Source organism: Dyella sp. OK004 (genome assembly GCF_900114495.1).
Classification (GTDB): Bacteria; Pseudomonadota; Gammaproteobacteria; order Xanthomonadales; family Rhodanobacteraceae; genus Dyella_D.
Map to the genome: position 1 here is coordinate 86,215 of NZ_FOZI01000005.1, position 17,167 is coordinate 103,381.

Below are 17,167 nucleotides of genomic sequence, written 5' to 3' on the forward strand. Positions count from 1 at the left end.
GTGCGGAATGTGCCAACTCACGTTGGCGCAGGAGGGCTCATCATGTCTGGAGTTTGTCGACAACTGACACTGGCCGCCTGTATCAGCATGGGCCTGGGTGCCAGCTTGTTCGGAACCGACATCCATGCGTCGGCCGTCGATACGGCAGCCGGTTCTGCAGAGATTTTGTTCGACACCAAACTGCTGGCCAATCGCGGTTATTCAGAAGAAGTTGCTCGCTTCTTCTCTCGCGAAGCGCGCTTTCTTCCTGGCCAGAAGCAGGTGACGGTGACTGTCAATGCAGGCCGCGGACAGCTTCGCGAGGTACGCTTTGATGGCGAAGGGCAGGTATGTTTTGAGCGTGCCTTGTTGCATCAGTTGGGCATGCGTGTGCCAGAGACGCCTGAGGGCGATGCATGTCTTGATTCCAAAGAAGTGTTTCCGGCCATGCGGGTGGATCTGAAGCCGGGCATAGCCAGGGTCAACCTGATCGTACCGGAGGACGCCTTTGATCCCGCGGCACGCGAAAGCGCATATCGGCGGGGCGGCCGTGCGGCGTTGCTCAACTACAGTGTTTTCGCGCGGCGGCTCCAGGGCGGTGGCAGCGGAGGCGATTATTTTCAGGCACAGCTGGAATCGGGTCTCAATGTAGACAACTGGGCATTTCGGAGTCAGGGAACCTACACGCGTGCGAAGTTCAGTGCGGGTTATCAGCACCAAGCGGCGTATGTCCAGCGCGGTATTGAGTCCATGCAGTCGCTGCTGCAGGCAGGGCAGATTAATGCGGCGTCGGATGGCTTTGGCGGCATGCCGATCATCGGGGCGCAAATCTATTCCGATAATGCGCAGATAGGTACCGGTGCTTTGGCCGTGCCCATCCAGGGCATCGCGGAGACCCAGGCCGTGATCGAGCTGCGTCAACGTGGTCAGGTGATCTATCGCACCGTGGTGGCGCCAGGCCCGTTTTCGCTCAGTGATATCGGTGCGGTGGCGGGGCATGCCGATATCGATGTGGTGGTCATGGAGGAGGACGGGCGCACAACGCGCTTTTCCGTGCCGGCCCCTATGTCGGCAGCTACCGTTTCAGCGCCGCCGATCTATCATCTTGGCGTGGGCCGCTATCGGTTGGGTGCCTACGATGCGTCGGCCATCACGGCAGCGCCGTGGCTGGTTTACGGCGACTACGCTTTCAATGTGCGGCCCAATCTGCGTTTGATCCAGTCGGCACTTCTGGCCAAGCGTTACCAGGGTCTATCCGCGCAGGCTTCCCTGTCTACTGAAAGTAGCGCATGGGTGGGAGCCAATCTGCGTGTATCTCGATCTGCTCCAAAAGGAGTGGGTTACGAATGGCAGGTGCAGGGCTCGACGTCGCTGGGGGGCAATGTCTCGGCTGGGTTGTCGTGGCAGTCGCGCACGCGCAAATTTTCCGTGCTGGAAGACACCATCTACCGATATGACGGTGAGGGTTATGTCGCCCCGTTTCTGCAATCGCTAAGCGCGTCGCTTGGCTGGTCAAGCATGATGTGGGGCAGCTTTGGTTACAGCGTGTCGCACACGCGCGACGTGACGGGAAGTTACATAACGCATTCGTTGAATGCCGGTAGAAAGCTCGGTCGAGCCCACGTCAATCTCTCACTGCAAAAAGGCGTACAGAGTTACAAAGCGGCCTACCTGAGCGTGACCATGCCGCTCGGCCGAGATCGTCTTAGTACGCGCCTCTATCACCGCAACACCGGCGCCCATAGGGTGGCGGCCAATTATCAAGGCAAGCTTTCTTCCGATGTGGGGTATCAGCTGGACGCGTCGGGCACCGGCAACGAGCGGAGTCTGAGCGCCTCCGTGGCAGCGCAGGCTGCCTATGCCCAATGGTCGGGCGGTGTTTCGCAATCCAGTCAGGGTTCGCGCTCGATGTATGGCTCTGCCACCGGCAGCATGGTGGTGACAGACGACCGCACGGTGGCGATGGGCGCTGGCAAAGTCAGCGACACCTTTGCTGTAGTCAAGGTGCCGGATTTGAGTGGCCTGCGATTGACCGGGTCCGGTAGCGGTGTCCGCACGTCCGCCTGGGGCACGGCGTTGGTGCCGACTATCTATCCCTATCACCCCTCGCGTATCCAAGTGGACGGCAAGAGTCTGCCGCTGAACTATCGCCTGGAGACAACGGCGATCGAGTTGAACCTCGCACGCGGCAGCGTGATGACCCAGACGATCGGCGCCACCGAGATTCGCCAGCTGATGCTGCAGGTGCGCATGCCCAATGGCTCGTTTGCCCGAGTGGGCAGCAGTGTGCTCAACAGCGATGGTGATTTCATGGGCACGGTGATCGGTGAGGGCAACCTGATTTTGACCAATGCCGATATTGGCAAGCCGGTCTATCTTGAGTCGTCAGGAGCGCCCCGCTGCCAGGTCTCCTATGAAACGCCGGAGCGGTTCGATCCCGAGTCGCCTTATGAAGAGGCGCCGGCCACATGTTCTTGAGACAGAAGTGGCATCCATTCACGATCACCCACTGGTGACCGTTGCCACTCCCCCTCTTTCGTAAGAGCGCACCCCCGGACTCGATCCGGGGGTGCGCTCCTACAGCGAGCTGGCTTTACGGCAGCTTCGCCAGCTTGCCCTTCAACTCCACACCTGACATCAGGAAGCCGGCGTGACATTCGTAATTCTGGCTGTCGCGATAGGTCGCGCCGTTGTAGTCGCTCACAATGTCCACCACCGCATTGGCGCCGGCCGCCTTGGCCTGGTCCTGCAGGCTGATCAGCACGGTCTGCAGCACCCAGCCGCAGGACACGTCGTCTTTCTTGCCGAACGCATTGGTCTTGCGGCTGATGTCGACATCTTTGATCACCGTCGCCTTGCTGGCTGCTGCGTTGCCGGCCAGGTAGAACTTCACGCTGCCGTCGAGCTTGCCGCTCTTCTGCGCTTCGGCCACGACCTGCTCGAACGGCAGGTGCACGACGCGGTCGGCCGCCATGCTCGCGGCGGGCAGGGCGAGCAGGAACAGGGCGCTTAGGCTGAGATGTTTTGCTTTCATGCGGGTCGATCTCCTTGAGTAGATGGAACAACAACGGCGAGGGAGGGTTCCTTCGCTTTCAGCACAAGCCGCCATTCACGGCCAAGACTTGTCGGGTGATGTAGCCGGCCTCCGGGCTCACCAGGAACTGCACGGCGGCGGCGACTTCATCGGGCGTACCCATGCGCTGCATCGGGATCATCGCGAGGATCTCTTCCAGCGGCAGTTCGGCATCGAGCATGTCGGTGTCGATCAGGCCGGGGGCCACGCAGTTCACTGTGATCTTGCGCTTGGCCAGTTCGATCGCGAGCGCCTTGGCGGCGCCGATCACGCCGGCTTTCGACGCGCTGTAGTTCACCTGTCCGCGATTGCCGATCAGGCCGGAGACCGAGGTGATGCACACCACGCGGCCCGGTGCGCGGCGGCGGATCATTGGCATGATCAGCGGATGCAGCACGTTGTAGAAACCATCCAGATTGGTACGCAGCACTTGGTCCCAGTCGTCGCCGGTAAGCGCGGGGAAGGCGCCGTCGCGGGTCAGGCCAGCATTGCAGACCACGCCGTAGTACGCGCCGTGCTCGCCCACGTCCGCTTCAAGCTCGGCGGCACAGGCGGCGCGGTCGGCGATGTCGAATTGCAGGATGCGCGCCTGCTTGCCCAGCGCATGGATGCTGGCCTGCACCGTTTCGGCCTCGTCGCGGCGCGAGCGGCAATGCAGCACCAGGTCGTAGCCGGCGGCGGCCAGGCGCATGGCGATGGCGCGGCCGATGCCGCGGCTGGAGCCGGTGACCAGGATGGTGTCGGTCATGAGCGGAATTCCTGTGCTTCGGATGCGGCGAAGGTAGCTGCATTCGGTGGGCTGAAGACAGTGAGGCGCGCTTCGGCATGCGCGCCGGTTGCGTCGATACGGCAGGCGAATACGCCCATGCCATCCTCGTCGTTGAAATGGCGCACGGCTTCGATGCGCAGCTCGCTGCCGGCAGGGAAAGCATCCACGTCGCACTGATATTGCCGCGCGCCGAGTAGAAAGCCGAGACGGATCGGTTCACCAGCCGCCAATGCATGACAGCCCGCCCAGGCTGCGATGGTCTGCGCCATCAGCTCGATGCCGATCCATGCCGGCAAGGTGCCATCGTGTTCGACGAAGGCGCCCCCGGCGTGCACGGTGCGCGTGCACACGATGCGTTCGGCTTCCAGTTCGATCACGCGATCGAGCAGGATCATGTCACCGGTATGTGGCAGCACTTCGGCGATGGGCCGCAAGGTCATGTTGCGTCTCCCAGCACCACGCAGGTGTTGTTGCCGCCAAAAGCGAAGGAGTTGCTCATCAGGCGGCGCGGACCGCTGCTGGGTAGACGGCTGCCTGTCTTGGTAAAAGTCAGAGCCGGCAAGGCGGGGTCGGCCACGCCATCCCACACCTGCGGCGGCAGGCGACGCTCGTCGTCCTGGTCGCGCAGGCTGAGCCAGCAGAATGCGGCTTCCAGCGCGCCGGCCGCACCCAGCGTGTGGCCGGTCATCGACTTGGTGGATGAACATGGCACGCCCTGCGCGAACACCGCCACTACGGCCTGGCTTTCCATGGCGTCGTTATGTTCGGTGGCGGTGCCGTGCAGGTTGAGGTAGTCGATCTGCGCAGCATCCAATCCCGCATCGCGTAATGCCTCGCGCATGGCCTGCTGCGCGCCGAGTCCCTGCGGATCGGGCGATGACATGTGATAGGCGTCGGAGCTGGCACCGCCGCCCAGCAATGCCACCGGGCCGGGTTCGCGCGTCATCAGGAACAGCGCGGCCGCTTCGCCGATATTAATGCCGCGGCGATGGCGCGAGAACGGCTGGCAACGCTCGCTATCGAGTGCCTCCAGCGCATGGAAGCCGTTGGTCGGCAGGCCAGCCAGCGTGTCGACACCGCCGCACAGCACGGCATCGCACACACCCATGCGCAGCAGGCGCCGCGCACTGAGCAGCGCGCGTGCGCCAGAGGTACAGGCGGTGGAGATGCCGTAGCAGGGGCCGGCCAGATCCAGCCATTCGGCGAGAAACTCGGCAGGCGCGCCCAGCTCCTGGTGCGCATAGCGATAGTCTGCCGGCCATACGCCATCGCGGCGATACGCGGCAATGCCGTGGCAAGCTTCGTCGATGCCGGTGGTACTGGTGCCGATGATCACGCCGATACGCTCGCTGCCATAGCGCGCGATGGCGGCGCGGATCGGTGCCTCGATCTCCAGCGCGGCGGCAAGCAACAGGCGGTTGTTGCGGTTGTCGCGATGCCCAGCCAGCGTGGCAGGCACGGTCGGCAGTTCCATTCGCACCGCACCCAGCGGCAGTGTGCGGTCCGGCAGCCAGCCGGCCTCCTGGCGAATGCCGCTGTCATCGCCGGCAAACAGCGCCTCGGCGACGGCGGCTTTGCCGGCGCCCAGCGTGCATACCACGCCGAGTTCGTTGAGATAGGTGTTCATGTGTCTGCAAGCGGCTTGCGCGCCGCGACGTTGACCAGGGTTTCCTCGCGCTGGCCGGGCGGCGGCGGAGTGCGCAGGCCCCAGCGTTCCAGCAGACCGAAGTCGCGCGAGCGGCTCCACCACAGATAGGGCAGGGACACGTGCCGGTTCTCGAACTCGAAACCCTGTTTGCGCAGCATCGCGAGATATTCGTCCGCGCTCTTCTGCACTTCCATCGGGTGACGGAAGAACCAGCGGATCACCCAGGTATCGATATACGCCTTGGTCGACTCGGCGAACAACAGCAGCCCACCCGGTTTCAGCACGCGCCAGAATTCGGCCAGCGCGCGCTCCTGTTCCACCAGATGATGGAAGGTCTGGTGGCAGAACACGATATCGACGCTGGCGTCGGGCAGTTCGATCTGCGCGCAATCGCCGATGAGCAGTTCCGCATCGATGCGTTCGTGCTGCGCTTCAGCCCGCGATAGCTCCACGCTGTGCGGATCGGCATCGAGACCAATCAGGCGATCGAACCGGAACGCATCGCGCAGCAGGCGGAATGATTTGCCTTGGCCGCAACCGACATCGAGCAAGGCGCCGCCCTGCGGCAGCGGTTCGCCGATCAGCCGCTTGAGATCGTTGATCGCCACGCGCAGCACATGGTGCTGCCAGGTATGCGTGCGCAGGAACTGGAAGCCGATGCGTGTTTCTTCCACATAAGTTGGGCTGGCGTAGTTCATGGGCAAACGATCATCGGTTGAAGGTCCTCGGCGCTGGCCGGCGACGCAGGTAAGGTCTGGGCCGTGGTCAGGCGCGCCAGTCGTTGTTCCACGGCGTCGGTAAACACCTGTGGCGAAAGCAGTTGCAGTTCTCCGGCGGTCGTCACGGCGACTTGTATGGTGCTGGCACGCGTCATGCGCTCGCCGGTTTGCGCATCGCTGATCAGGTAATGGACTTTGAGCCGGTTGCGCCATTCGATCAGTTCGGCGCGCACGTTCAGTCGTTGGCCGAAACGCGCCGCACGCACATAGCGCAGCTGGATATCGATGACCGGCCACACGTAACCGGCCGCTTTCATCTGCGTGTAGTTGTGGCCGATATCGTCGAGCAGCGCGCAACGGGCGATCTCCAGGTATTTCACGTAATGCCCATGCCAGACCACGTCCATCGAATCCACATCGAAGAACGGCACCAATACGTCCGTATCGACGCTCAATACACCTTTAGCGCGCATCTTCAGTCTCCGCGTTCGGTGTCTGCCAGAACGGATAGAAGTTGAACCACTGCTGGGGCGCCTCCAGGCAACGCTGGGCCAGCCGGTCAGCGTATCGCTGTACCCAACCCTGGATGGCCGCGTCGCGTTGTCCGCGTTCCCAGGTTGGTGTATCGAGGAACGGTTCGAGATGGATGCGGTAACTGCCATCCACTTTCAGGCAGCAGATCAGGTTCACAGGACAACGCAGCAGTCCGGCCATCAGCCAGGGGCCTTGCGGGAACGGTGCGGCATGGCCCAGGAAATTAACCGTGACGCAGCGTCCGCCATGCAGCGGCACGCGGTCGCCGGCAATCGCCAGCCATTCGCCGCGATCGATGCGTTGCGACAAGTCCAGCATCAGCGCCGTATCCAGCTCGCTGACCTGGATCAGACGCATGCGATGTTCGCCTGCTTCGCCGAGCAGGCGATTGAAGCGGCCGACATGATGGGTATGCACCAGGACGTTGAGCGGAACCTGTTCGCCCAACTCGGCCATCGCGCGACAGACATCCAGATTGCCCAGGTGCGTGCAAACCAGGATCTGCCCGCGACCACTGCTCTGGCTTTGCAGCAGTTGTTCGCGCACACCCGACGGGTCGTGCAGTTCCACCTGCTCCAGGCGCAACTTGCCGTTCCACACATCCAGCCGGTCGAGCAGGCAGTCGGCGAAGGCCATGAACTGGCCGAATACCGAACGTAGTCGCGGGCGCAACGTGGGGCGGTTGCTCCACGCCGCCAGGCGCGTCTGATACTGCTGCACGCTGTGGCGGGCACGGCGGCCGGAGACGAAGAAATACAGCACGATCAGATACAACAGCGGCGCCAGCGCGCGACGGCCAAGACGGCGCGCCACCGTGGCGGTGAACTTCATCAGGATGAAGCTGCCGCGCTCCTTCTGCACGGCCCAGTGGCGCTCCTGGGTGAGCGGCTCAGTCATGCGCGCCCTCCCAGACCATGCGGCCGGACGAGACATCGGCGCCATCCCGGCGGTAAGTAAAGTGCAGCCGGTTGCGCGCAGCTTCGTATTCAAGGATGAGATCGATGCGATCGCCGGGACGGAGCAACTGCTGGAACTTCAGCATCTCCATGCGGCGACAGTGCGTCGGCGTATCCAGACGCACTGATGCGAACTCCAGCGCCCACGCGATCTGCACCAGGCCGGGCAGCACCGGTAGTTGCGGGAAATGGCCCTCGAAGTAGTGGAGGTCAAGCGGCAGCTGCAGCGACAACGTGTGGCGGCCGTCTTGTTCGTGTTCGGACAGCAACACGGGATGCGTGGGAGGCGATGCCGCTGAGGTATTCATGATGCTATCCGCAGCCGTCGGCGCAGCAGCCATTCACCGGCGAACAGCACGCCCATGATGAAGTACGCGATCAGCCCGTTATAGAGCGTCCACCAGCTCAATGGCGCCCAAAGCGTGAGCGCGGTCGACATCAGGCCGTTGAATACAAAAAAACCTACCCACACCCAGGTGACCTTGCGCGTGTAGGGAATCGCTTTGGCCGGCAGGTTCGGCTCGCGCACGCGCGCGATGCGTTCCACCATCGTCGGCCCGTACTTGAGGCTGATGCCGAAGACGAATAGCAGCAGCGCGCTTATCAAGGTGGGATACCAGCGCAGCATGGCCGCTTCGCCACTGAAGGCGAGCAGGGTGCAATAGGCTAGCGCAGCGCCGACCATCCAGCGCCCGCCGGGTTGTTTCAACAACCCTGGCGCACGGATCAGCCAGATCGCGCCGAGTACCAGCGCGAATATCGGCGTGGACACATGTTCCATTCCAAAGTAGACAAGGAACGGATACAGCAGTCCGATAACCGGGAGCAGAAGTGGTGTCAGTTTGCGCATGCGGCCCGTTGTGCCTCAACGAACGTAGCCAGACTCGCCACCGTGGCGAAATGCTGGCGCGCATCGCGCGAATCGGATGCGATCTGGATCTCATAGCGCTTTTGCAATGCCAGCGCGAGCTCCAGCGCATCCACCGAATCCAGTCCCAGCCCTTGGCCAAACAGCGGCTGCTCGGGCGGGATATCGCTGGGCTGGAGATCTTCCAGGTTCAAGGTATCGATGATCAGTTGTGCAATGTCCTGTTGCAGTGCATTCATGACGAAGCCAGTTCCTTGAGGTAGAGGTGGTGCAGATGTTCGTTGAGTCGGCGTGACGCTATCGGCATCGGTGCTTCGGCATTGAATGCCGCAGGGTCGATATCCTGACCTACTCGCAGGCGCACGTGCATACGACGATCCGGAATGCTGTACCAGGGTTCGGCCTTAGTCAGGGTGGTCGGCTTCACCGAGATGAAGACGGGTGTGATGATGCGCGCCCCGCGCAGCGCAATGGCCGCCGCGCCGCGATGGAACACCGGTGCCTGTCCCGGCGTGGTGCGCGTGCCTTCGGGAAAGACGATCAGCGTTTGTCCTTCGCGCAGCACATCGGCAGCCTGTTCCAGCATCTCCGGGCTGCCGTTATTGCTGATGTACTCGGCCGTGCTGATTGGTCCGCGCATGCACGGATTGCGCCACAAGCCTTGCTTGACCACGCAGTTAGCATCGCGGATCTGCGACACCAGAAACACCACGTCGATCAGCGACGGATGATTGGCGATGATCATTTGGCCGGGCTGGCCCAGGCGCTCTGCACCGTTCACTTCGAAGGTAAGCACCCCAGTGCGATACATGAACTGCACATGCAGCCAGAACGCCCGACGGATCGCCGCACGTACACGGCGGCGATGCTCGAGCCTGCCGCCTGGGAGCATGGAGAGCAATGGAAACACCAATACGCGCAACACGATGCCGCCGATGCCGAACAACAGAAAGCTCAGGCCGGTGGCCACCAGCCGCCAGGGATAGACGTCGCCGCGGCGACGTTTCAAGGGAGTCGCTGCCAGATCCATCGACGCGTTTTCCATGCGTGTTCCAAAAAGGCGTGTTCCAGAGACGCGCCCGGCTCGTGCAGCGCGCGCAGAAAGTCGAGCGCATGCGGCCACGCGCTATGCGGAGTAGAAGCCTGGCTTTTATCGGCGTTGTTTGTATCGGCGATGTTCCGAGTAAGTTGAAGCTGCCATCGGGAAGTGGACGAGGCATCCTGCCCCGGTTGTGGCTCTCCCACGCGCAGTGCCAGCGCGTAGGAGAAGGGCACGTCATCAATCCATGCATCGTAGGCCGAGGGCGGCCGTTCCTCAGCGATCACCATGATCACGGCGGGTGCGCCCTGATCGAGCAGGGTGGCGGCTTCCAGCATCGCGTGTTCGAAGGTGTCCGCTTCGCCGGCAATCGCGCTGGCCTCCCCACGCTGACCGCGCAGGATCGACCATTGGCCCGCGATGGCGTTGTGCACCGACAGTCCGAATTGCGTTGGCGACAGCGGCTGCTGGTCGGCGACATCGCCGAGCAGGCCGTAAGTGCGCTGGATTTCGCCATGGCGGGAGGCGAACACCAGTGGTAGTTGTTCGTCCTTGCCACACAGCGGCCAGGCGACGTCCATCGCCATGCGCGCCATGCGACTCAGGCGACGGCGCTGCATCGGTGGCAGGAAGGCACAGTCAGGCTGCTCACCCTGGTCGGCCGGCGTCCATGGCGATTTCGCCCAAGCCTGCCAGTCTTCATAGCTGTGCAGCGAGGGCGCCCAGGCACGCCATTGAGCGATGCGCAGGTTGATCATGCGTGGGCTCCGTCGAATGCGCGGAACAGCAGCGAGGCGCAGCTGCCGCCGAAGCCGAAGTTGTTGGAGAGCACGCTACCGACGCGCCGCTCGGTCAGCTCAGTCACTAGCGGCGCATCGGCAAAATCGGGGTCGGCAGTGTCGATCGCACTGCCTGCCGCCATAAAACTATGTTCCATCATCAACAAGCTGGCGATGGCATCCAGTGCGCCAGCTGCGCCGGGCGCGTGCCCGATCAGTCCCTTGATCGACGACATCGGCGGCGGTGTGGCGCCACGCTCGGCGAACACTGTGCCGATCGCCTGCCATTCGGCGAGATCGCCCAGCGGCGTGGAGCAGGCGTGTGCGTTGATGTAGTCGGGGTGCTCATTGTCGGCCAGCGCCTGGCGCATCGAACGTGCAATGCCCGCCGCACCGGGGCCGACCATGCTTTGTGCATCGGTGCTGGCGCCATAGCCGCACAGCTCGGCGAGGATGTGCGCGCCGCGTGTGCGGGCGTGTTCCAGCGATTCGAGTACCAGCACGCCGGCGCCAGCCGCCAGCACGATGCCGTCGCGCTGAGCGTCGTAGGGACGTGAGGCCGACGTCGGTTGATGATTGCTGTTGACTGACAGCGCACCCATCGCGTCGAACCACAAGGCGGTAGTGTCGTGCAGTTCTTCGCTGCCGCCACAGACCACGACGTCCTGCTTGCCCAGCTGGATCAGCTCCATCGCATGGCCGATGGCATGCGCGCCGCTGGTGCAGGCCGAGCTGATCACATGGCTGCGACCGCCGATATCGAAGGCATGCGCTAGACCGGCCGCGAGCGCACTGCTCATACCCCGCGGCACGATGAAGGGCGACAGCTTGCCGGCGCCGCGGTCGCGAAAACTGGCGAGCGCGATCTCGTGTTCGCTCAGGGCGGCACCGCCACCCATCACCAGGCCGCAGCCGGTCGATTGCAGATCGGTGGAAGCGAGTCCGGCCTGTGCGATGGCTTCACCCATGGCCTGCCAGGCATACCAGGTGGTAGCCGGCAGAAAACGGCGCAGCTTGCGCGGCGGTTCCACCAGCGTGGCTGCGTCCACCGGGCCGCCAACCTGGCAGCGCATGCCGAGCGCGGCAAGACTTTCCATGTAACGGATGCCGCTACGCGCGTGGCGCAGCGCATCGAGCAGGGCCGTGTTGCCGGCGCCCACGCAGGACACCGAACCCATACCCGTCACCACGACGCGCGGTTGCTGGCGATATGCGCCGGCACTGCTCATGCAGTGACGGCCTTGAAGATCAGCGAGGTATTGATGCCGCCGAACGCGAAGTTGTTGTTCATCACGTACGACGTGTCGATGTGGCGGCCTTCGCCCACGATGTAATCGAGCGCGGCGCATTCCGGATCGGGCTGCTGCAGGTTGATGGTGGGCGCGAACCAGCCGTCGCGCATCATCTCGATCGCCCACCACGACTCCAGCGCGCCGCAGGCACCAAGCGTGTGGCCGACATAACTCTTCATGGAACTCACCGGTACACCGGTGCCGAGCACGCTGGCGGTGGCATGGCTTTCGGCCACATCGCCGCGGTCAGTGGCGGTGCCGTGCGCGCTGACATAGCCGATCGCTTCCGGCACCAGCGTGGCATCGCTCAGGGCCATGCGCATCGCCACCGCCATGGTGTCGCTGGTGGGCTGGGTGATGTGGCTGCCGTCGGAGTTGCAGCCGAAGCCGACGATCTCCGCGTAGATGCGCGCACCGCGTGCGCACGCATGTTCGTATTCCTCCAGCACCAGCGTGGTGGCACCTTCGCCCACCACCAGGCCATCGCGCGCGCGGTCGAACGGGCGCGGGGTAAGCTGCGGATCGTCGTTGCGCGTGCTGGTGGCGAACAGGGTGTCGAACACTGCTGCGCCGGGGCCGGAGAGTTCTTCGGCGCCGCCGCACAGCATCAGCGTTTGCTTGCCCTGCTGGATCGCCTCATAGCCATAGCCGATGGCCTGGCTGCCCGAGGTGCAGGCGCTGGAGGTCGGCACGATGCGGCCCTTGAGGCCAAAGAACACACCGATATTCACCGCCGTGGTGTGCGCCATCATCTGGATATAGCTGGTAGCGGTTACGCCCTGCATGGAGCCGGTGGTAAGCATGTGGCCCATCGCGCGAATCGGTTCCACGCTGCCGCCGGACGAGCCATAAGCCACGCCCATGCGGCCGTCGCGGATGTCTTCGCTGCCGTGCAGCCCCGCATCATGCAGCGCGCGTTCGCTGGCCGCCACGGCGAGCTGCGCTACGCGGCCCATCGAACGCACCTGTTTGCGCGGCCAGTTCGGCAGTTGGAAATCGTCTACCGGGCAGCCAAGGCGCCCGTTGAGGGCGTCGAAGTAATCCCACTCCGGCATGCGCCGGACCGCATTGCGGTACTCGCGCAGACGCGCGGCGATGGTGGGCCAGTCATGGCCGAGCGGCGTGACGCCGCCGATGCCGGTAACGACGACGCGCTTCATCGGCGTGCGTCCTGCGGGAAAGAAAACATGTTCATACGGATACATACTCGCGAGCTGATCGCGCCGCCGGCACCAGCAGTGCCGTGAAGCCGATACCCAATAACAAGGTGATGCCAAAGTGTTGCAGCGCCGGCATCGAACTCAACGCTAGCAGACCGAAAGAGAGCAGGGCGGTGACCGCCGACAACAGCACGCCAGCGTAAGTCGCGCCGGGCAGATGCGCCGCGTGCGGTTCGCCTTCGTGCAGGAACACCGCGTAGTTGGCACCCACGCCGAGCACCAGCATCAGCGCCATCCAGTGGAACAGCGTCAGCGGCTGGCCGAGATAGCCCAGCGCCGCGAGGGTGAGGCCGATGCCCAGCAGCGGCGGTGCCATGACACGCGGCGCGGCGCGGCCGTAGCGCCACACAAACACCAGCGCGACCAGCACGAACGCAGCAAGCAGCCAGACACTGGCGTATTCGCGATAACGGCCGAACAGCGTGGAGATGCTGGCCGGCTTGTCGACCAGTTCCACGCCGGGCAGGCCTTCGGCAGCTGCGCGCAGCACGGCGACATCGTCCTGCCCCTGCGGCAGCACGATCGAACCGATGCCATCCTTGCCCTGATCCATCCATAGATAACGGAACGGCGTAGATACCGGCAGCGCCAACCATGCCGCCAGCGTGAGCGGCTGGCCGGGCCAGGCGTCGAGATACGCCGTGGCGACATCGGCGCGGAGTCCGGCCTGCTGCAGCTGTGCTTCCAGCTGCGCACGCGAAGCGAATAGCGGCGCGAGAGCGGCGTGGTTCTCCTGCTGGCGTTGCGCTGAGGGCAACATGCCGGCCACGCCGGTCCAGCTTTCCAGCTGTCCGTTCTGCACCAACGATTGCAGGTGTGTCTCCAATGCTTCCTCGCGCTGCAACACCTGTTCGGCGTCGTCGCCATGCACCAGATAGAACTGGCTGCCGTTGCCGATGCCGGCGATGTCGCGGATGCGCGCTTCCTGGCGGCTCAGTTCGGCCGGCGGTGAGATCAGCAGATGGATGTCGTCGTCATGGCCCAGCCGCCACCAGCCCGGCGCCGCGACAAGCAGCAACAGCGCGATAGCCAGCAGGCTGCGCCGACCGCTGCCGATGCGGCCGGCCAGGGTCTGCAAAGCAAGTGCGCCGCGTACCACCATCGGCGACAACGGCTTCGTGGCCGGTGCGGTCAACAGTGCGGGCAGCAGCCAGAACACGCTGAGGCAGGCGGCAAGCATGCCCACCATCGCGAAGCAGGCCATCTGGCGCAATGCGGGGAACGGCATCAGGCCGAGCAAGGCATAGCCGAGCAGCGAGGTGGCCAGAGCCAGCAACAGGGCAGGGCGTACCTGACGCACGCCCTGCATCGCCTGCCAGCGAGGGCCGGCGTTGGCGCGCGCACACAGATACTGGATGGAGTAGTCCACCGCCTCGCCCAGCAGGGCCGCGCCGAACACCAGGGTCAGCAGATACGCCTGGCCGAACAGCAGCACGGTAGCGGTGAGCGCGCAGATCACGCCGATCGCAGTGGAGAGAAAGGCCACCAGCAGCGGGCGCGGCGAGCGGAAGGTCCACAACAGCAGCACGGCGATACCAAGCGTCGAGGCGAGGCCCACCACGTGCACATCGCGCTCGGCGCCCGCGCGCGCCTCGGCGGCATGGAACACCGCACCGGCGCGCAGCAGCTGTATGCCGGGATGATCGTGCTTTACGGTCTGTTCGGCCCGCGCCAGCGCCGCCAGCGCGGCACGCTGCACCTGATCGTCGTAAGAAGAGCCGCGCAAGGTGGCGATCACCATCACATAGGTGCGGTCGTCGCGATGCGCGGTAAGCAGGTCATCTTCGGGCAGCAGCGGTGAGCGGCTCCACGGCTGCTGATCCAGCCAATGCTGCAGCCAGCCGAAGGGATCGTCCTGCAGCTTCACGCCAATGCCGGCGAGAAACGGCTCGTTGAGGCGGCGCTTCAATGCCTGCTCCGCGTCATAGCCAGTCTGAGTGAGCGTCGCGCGGTCGGCGTCGGTCAGCAGATGGAAGCGATGCGTGAGATACGGCGCGATCAGCTGGTCCAGATCGAACGGCGGCAACTCGGCGGTGACCGCGGCGAACGCGGGATCGGCAGCGAGCCGCTTGCCCAGCTCGCGTGCGGCATCTTTCGCGGTGGCGTCATTGGCATGCTCCACCAGCAGCACCATGCGATCGCCATTGGCATGCGCCAGGCGTTCCACTGCGGCCTCGGCCAGCGGATGGCGCTCGGTGGCTGGCAGCATGGCCAGCAGGTCGGTCTGGATCGGTGATGTCCCGCGTCCGAACAACAACCACGCGCCGAGGCCGGTCACCAGCAATGCAAAGACACTGAACAGCGCAGCGCGTAGAGACGGGGTGAGCCGGCTCACGGAGGCATACCCAGCGCGCGTTTTTCCAGCGGACTCAACTCGCCGGCATCGCGGGTGTCGGCGAACCGGATCTGCGTGCTCTCACCGCCCTGCAATTCCACGCGGATGCCTTGCAGGAAACGGTCGCCATCCAGATCGATGCGCCGAAGTACGCGCGCCATGCGCTCCTGCCGCGGTGTGAAGTGCAGCGTCCAGCGTGCGGTGCTGCCTTCGGCCTGGACATCGAACTGGCGCAAAGCGTCTTCCGGCTTGCCGGACAGCATGGACTGCAGCATCTGCGAGACCTGCGCTACGCCGCGGTCGCCGCCGCGCACCGGTTGCGCGTGGCCTTGCTCATCGACCCGCGCGGTGCGCCCGCCGGTGAGCGCGAGCGTTTCGCGAAACGGTTCGTCGACCTGCCACAGCATGCCGCGGCCCACCACGAACAGCAGCTGGCCGCGACTTACCTGCGGCTGCGCCAGCGCGGGATTCTCGCGGCTTTGGGTAAACGCGGCGCGCACGCTGGTATGCCCGCCCAGTTCGTCGAGAATCTGCTGCAGCAGGCCCGAGTCCTGTGCCTGTGCGCCCAGCGTCGTACAACAGAGTGCAATCCAACAAAGCAGGGCAGTCATTGAGAAGTGCGGCCATGGATGGCCGCTTTTTGACTTTCGCCGGCAGGGATGCCGGCCCTCATTCATATCGCGCATGGCGCCTCCCGGTGATGCAGGCGGCGCCATAGCAGTAATGGAATGCGCGGCAACATGCCGAGTAGCAGGCGGGTATGCATCGCCGAGATGCGCAGGTTGTCGCGCCACATGCGGAAATGCGACAGCCCGTTCTCTGGATAGATCACCCGCGTCGGCAGGTTGCGCACCGGCAGGCCGCGCCAAATCAGGCGCACCGCAATCTCGGTGTCGAAATCCATTCGCGCCGGCAGCGGCTTGCGCGCGATCTCGGCGCAGGTGGGCTCTAGCGGATACAGGCGATAACCGCACATCGAATCCTGGATCGCCAGCGACAGCGTTTCGATCCACACGAACACGTGTGTGACGTAGCGGCCATACAAACGCGCACGCGGTACGCTGTCGTCGTAGACCGGCTTGCCGCAGACCAGTGCGCGCAGATCGGCGCGGCTCTCGGCGAGAAATCGCGGCACGTCGGCTACATCGTGCTGACCATCGGCATCGATCTGCAGCGCGTGGGTGTAACCCAGTTCGTTGGCCGCCAGCAGCCCGGCGGTGAGCGCGCGGCCTTTGCCCTGGTTGTGCGGCAGGCGCAGTAGGCGCAGATCCGACTGGTTGAGTACGAGCGCGTCGAGCACCTCGCGCGTGGCCGCGTTGCTGCCGTCGTCGACGATCACCACCGGTAGGCCGTGGGCGCGCAGCGACTGCACTGTGCGCGCGATGGTGTCCTTATGGTTATAGATGGGAATCAGCGCGCAGGGCAGGAACGCCCCGGCGGCTGCGGCTGCACGCGTTTGCATGGGCGAAGTCGCGGATCAGCGGTCGAGCAGCGCTTTAACGGTGGCGACCACATCACCCACCGTACGCACGCTCTTGAAATCTTCCGGCTTGATGCGCGTGCCGGTCATGTCTTGCACCTGGATAGCCAGGTCGACGGCATCGATGCTGTCTAGCTCGAGGTCGGTAAAAAGATGGGCGGACGGTGTCACGCGGGCCGGCTCGATCTCGAAGGTGTCATGCAGCACCTGCTGGAGACGGGCCAGGATGTCCTCGTCGCTGATGTCGCTTGCCATGGTCGTGCTCATAAGTCCCTAGTCCCGTGCGCCCGCTACGTCCGTGTCGCGTCGTACTGTTCCCCGCCGGCCGCTCCTGTGCGAACAACACGGAGACGCGACGGCGTCCGGCAGGACGTAGCCGTGATCGAAAGCCCGTTGAATCTCTTACCCGCCAGGCGGGTCCCCTGTTCCACTTTGCCTTTGTAGGCAAAGCCTTACATTTTCCAACTTCTCTTATG

The 17,167-nt window shown here is 64.1% G+C and carries 19 protein-coding genes; 1 reads left to right on the top strand and 18 read right to left on the bottom strand.

Annotated features, from left to right (window positions below; translation table 11 throughout):
• Complete coding sequence (locus tag BM338_RS18690; RefSeq protein ID WP_143109344.1) at nt 1-2,457, top strand: fimbria/pilus outer membrane usher protein; 2,457 nt, start codon at nt 1-3, stop codon at nt 2,455-2,457.
• Between the two features lie 115 nt (nt 2,458-2,572).
• Here BM338_RS18690 and BM338_RS18695 read toward each other — a convergent pair whose 3' ends face one another.
• The 18 genes from BM338_RS18695 to BM338_RS18780 all read right to left on the bottom strand — a co-directional run bounded on the left by BM338_RS18695 (nt 2,573) and on the right by BM338_RS18780 (nt 16,958).
• Nucleotides 2,573-3,013 (bottom strand): excinuclease, encoded by a 441-nt coding sequence (locus BM338_RS18695; RefSeq protein WP_090453670.1) that lies wholly within the window; start codon nt 3,011-3,013, stop codon nt 2,573-2,575.
• Nucleotides 3,014-3,071: 58 nt separating this feature from the next.
• On the bottom strand, nt 3,072-3,800 hold the full coding sequence (gene fabG / locus BM338_RS18700) for a 3-oxoacyl-ACP reductase FabG (RefSeq protein WP_090453672.1): 729 nt from the start codon (nt 3,798-3,800) through the stop codon (nt 3,072-3,074).
• Nucleotides 3,797-4,261 (bottom strand): hotdog family protein, encoded by a 465-nt coding sequence (locus BM338_RS18705; RefSeq protein WP_090453674.1) that lies wholly within the window; start codon nt 4,259-4,261, stop codon nt 3,797-3,799. The genes fabG and BM338_RS18705 overlap by 4 nt, the downstream gene beginning before the upstream one ends.
• Entirely contained in the window at nt 4,258-5,448 is a 1,191-nt protein-coding gene (locus BM338_RS18710) for a beta-ketoacyl-[acyl-carrier-protein] synthase family protein (protein ID WP_090453676.1), read from the bottom strand. The genes BM338_RS18705 and BM338_RS18710 overlap by 4 nt, the downstream gene beginning before the upstream one ends.
• Nucleotides 5,445-6,167, bottom strand: coding sequence for a class I SAM-dependent methyltransferase (locus tag BM338_RS18715; protein WP_090453678.1), 723 nt, complete (start codon nt 6,165-6,167; stop codon nt 5,445-5,447). Before BM338_RS18715 ends, BM338_RS18710 begins: the two co-directional genes overlap by 4 nt.
• Nucleotides 6,164-6,661, bottom strand: coding sequence for an acyl-CoA thioesterase (locus BM338_RS18720; RefSeq protein ID WP_090453680.1), 498 nt, complete (start codon nt 6,659-6,661; stop codon nt 6,164-6,166). Before BM338_RS18720 ends, BM338_RS18715 begins: the two co-directional genes overlap by 4 nt.
• Nucleotides 6,651-7,619, bottom strand: coding sequence for an LpxL/LpxP family acyltransferase (locus tag BM338_RS18725; RefSeq protein WP_090453682.1), 969 nt, complete (start codon nt 7,617-7,619; stop codon nt 6,651-6,653). Before BM338_RS18725 ends, BM338_RS18720 begins: the two co-directional genes overlap by 11 nt.
• Nucleotides 7,612-7,986 carry an ApeI family dehydratase gene (locus BM338_RS18730; protein WP_090453684.1) on the bottom strand — a complete coding sequence of 125 codons (375 nt, stop codon included), beginning with the start codon at nt 7,984-7,986 and terminating at the stop codon, nt 7,612-7,614. The genes BM338_RS18725 and BM338_RS18730 overlap by 8 nt, the downstream gene beginning before the upstream one ends.
• Complete coding sequence (locus BM338_RS18735; RefSeq protein ID WP_255367393.1) at nt 7,983-8,459, bottom strand: COG4648 family protein; 477 nt, start codon at nt 8,457-8,459, stop codon at nt 7,983-7,985. Before BM338_RS18735 ends, BM338_RS18730 begins: the two co-directional genes overlap by 4 nt.
• Before the next feature lie 56 nt (nt 8,460-8,515).
• The gene (locus BM338_RS18740; RefSeq protein ID WP_090453688.1) at nt 8,516-8,785 is read right to left on the bottom strand and encodes a phosphopantetheine-binding protein; all 270 of its coding nucleotides are present in this window, start codon (nt 8,783-8,785) and stop codon (nt 8,516-8,518) included.
• Nucleotides 8,782-9,555, bottom strand: a complete 774-nt coding sequence (locus tag BM338_RS18745) for a lysophospholipid acyltransferase family protein (protein WP_255367378.1) — start codon at nt 9,553-9,555, stop codon at nt 8,782-8,784. Before BM338_RS18745 ends, BM338_RS18740 begins: the two co-directional genes overlap by 4 nt.
• Entirely contained in the window at nt 9,552-10,343 is a 792-nt protein-coding gene (locus tag BM338_RS18750; protein WP_090453692.1) for a beta-ketoacyl synthase chain length factor, read from the bottom strand. The genes BM338_RS18745 and BM338_RS18750 overlap by 4 nt, the downstream gene beginning before the upstream one ends.
• On the bottom strand, nt 10,340-11,593 hold the full coding sequence (locus BM338_RS18755; RefSeq protein WP_090453699.1) for a beta-ketoacyl synthase N-terminal-like domain-containing protein: 1,254 nt from the start codon (nt 11,591-11,593) through the stop codon (nt 10,340-10,342). Before BM338_RS18755 ends, BM338_RS18750 begins: the two co-directional genes overlap by 4 nt.
• Nucleotides 11,590-12,816 (bottom strand): beta-ketoacyl-ACP synthase, encoded by a 1,227-nt coding sequence (locus tag BM338_RS18760; RefSeq protein WP_090453701.1) that lies wholly within the window; start codon nt 12,814-12,816, stop codon nt 11,590-11,592. The genes BM338_RS18755 and BM338_RS18760 overlap by 4 nt, the downstream gene beginning before the upstream one ends.
• 31 nt (nt 12,817-12,847) lie before the next feature.
• Nucleotides 12,848-15,211 carry an MMPL family transporter gene (locus BM338_RS18765; protein WP_090453703.1) on the bottom strand — a complete coding sequence of 788 codons (2,364 nt, stop codon included), beginning with the start codon at nt 15,209-15,211 and terminating at the stop codon, nt 12,848-12,850.
• Complete coding sequence (locus BM338_RS18770; RefSeq protein WP_090453705.1) at nt 15,208-15,822, bottom strand: LolA family protein; 615 nt, start codon at nt 15,820-15,822, stop codon at nt 15,208-15,210. Before BM338_RS18770 ends, BM338_RS18765 begins: the two co-directional genes overlap by 4 nt.
• A gap of 62 nt (nt 15,823-15,884) precedes the next feature.
• Entirely contained in the window at nt 15,885-16,673 is a 789-nt protein-coding gene (locus BM338_RS18775; RefSeq protein ID WP_090453707.1) for a glycosyltransferase family 2 protein, read from the bottom strand.
• Between the two features lie 15 nt (nt 16,674-16,688).
• Nucleotides 16,689-16,958: an acyl carrier protein gene (locus BM338_RS18780; protein ID WP_218156391.1), complete on the bottom strand. Its 270-nt coding sequence runs from the start codon at nt 16,956-16,958 to the stop codon at nt 16,689-16,691.
• Nucleotides 16,959-17,167 lie beyond the last annotated feature (209 nt).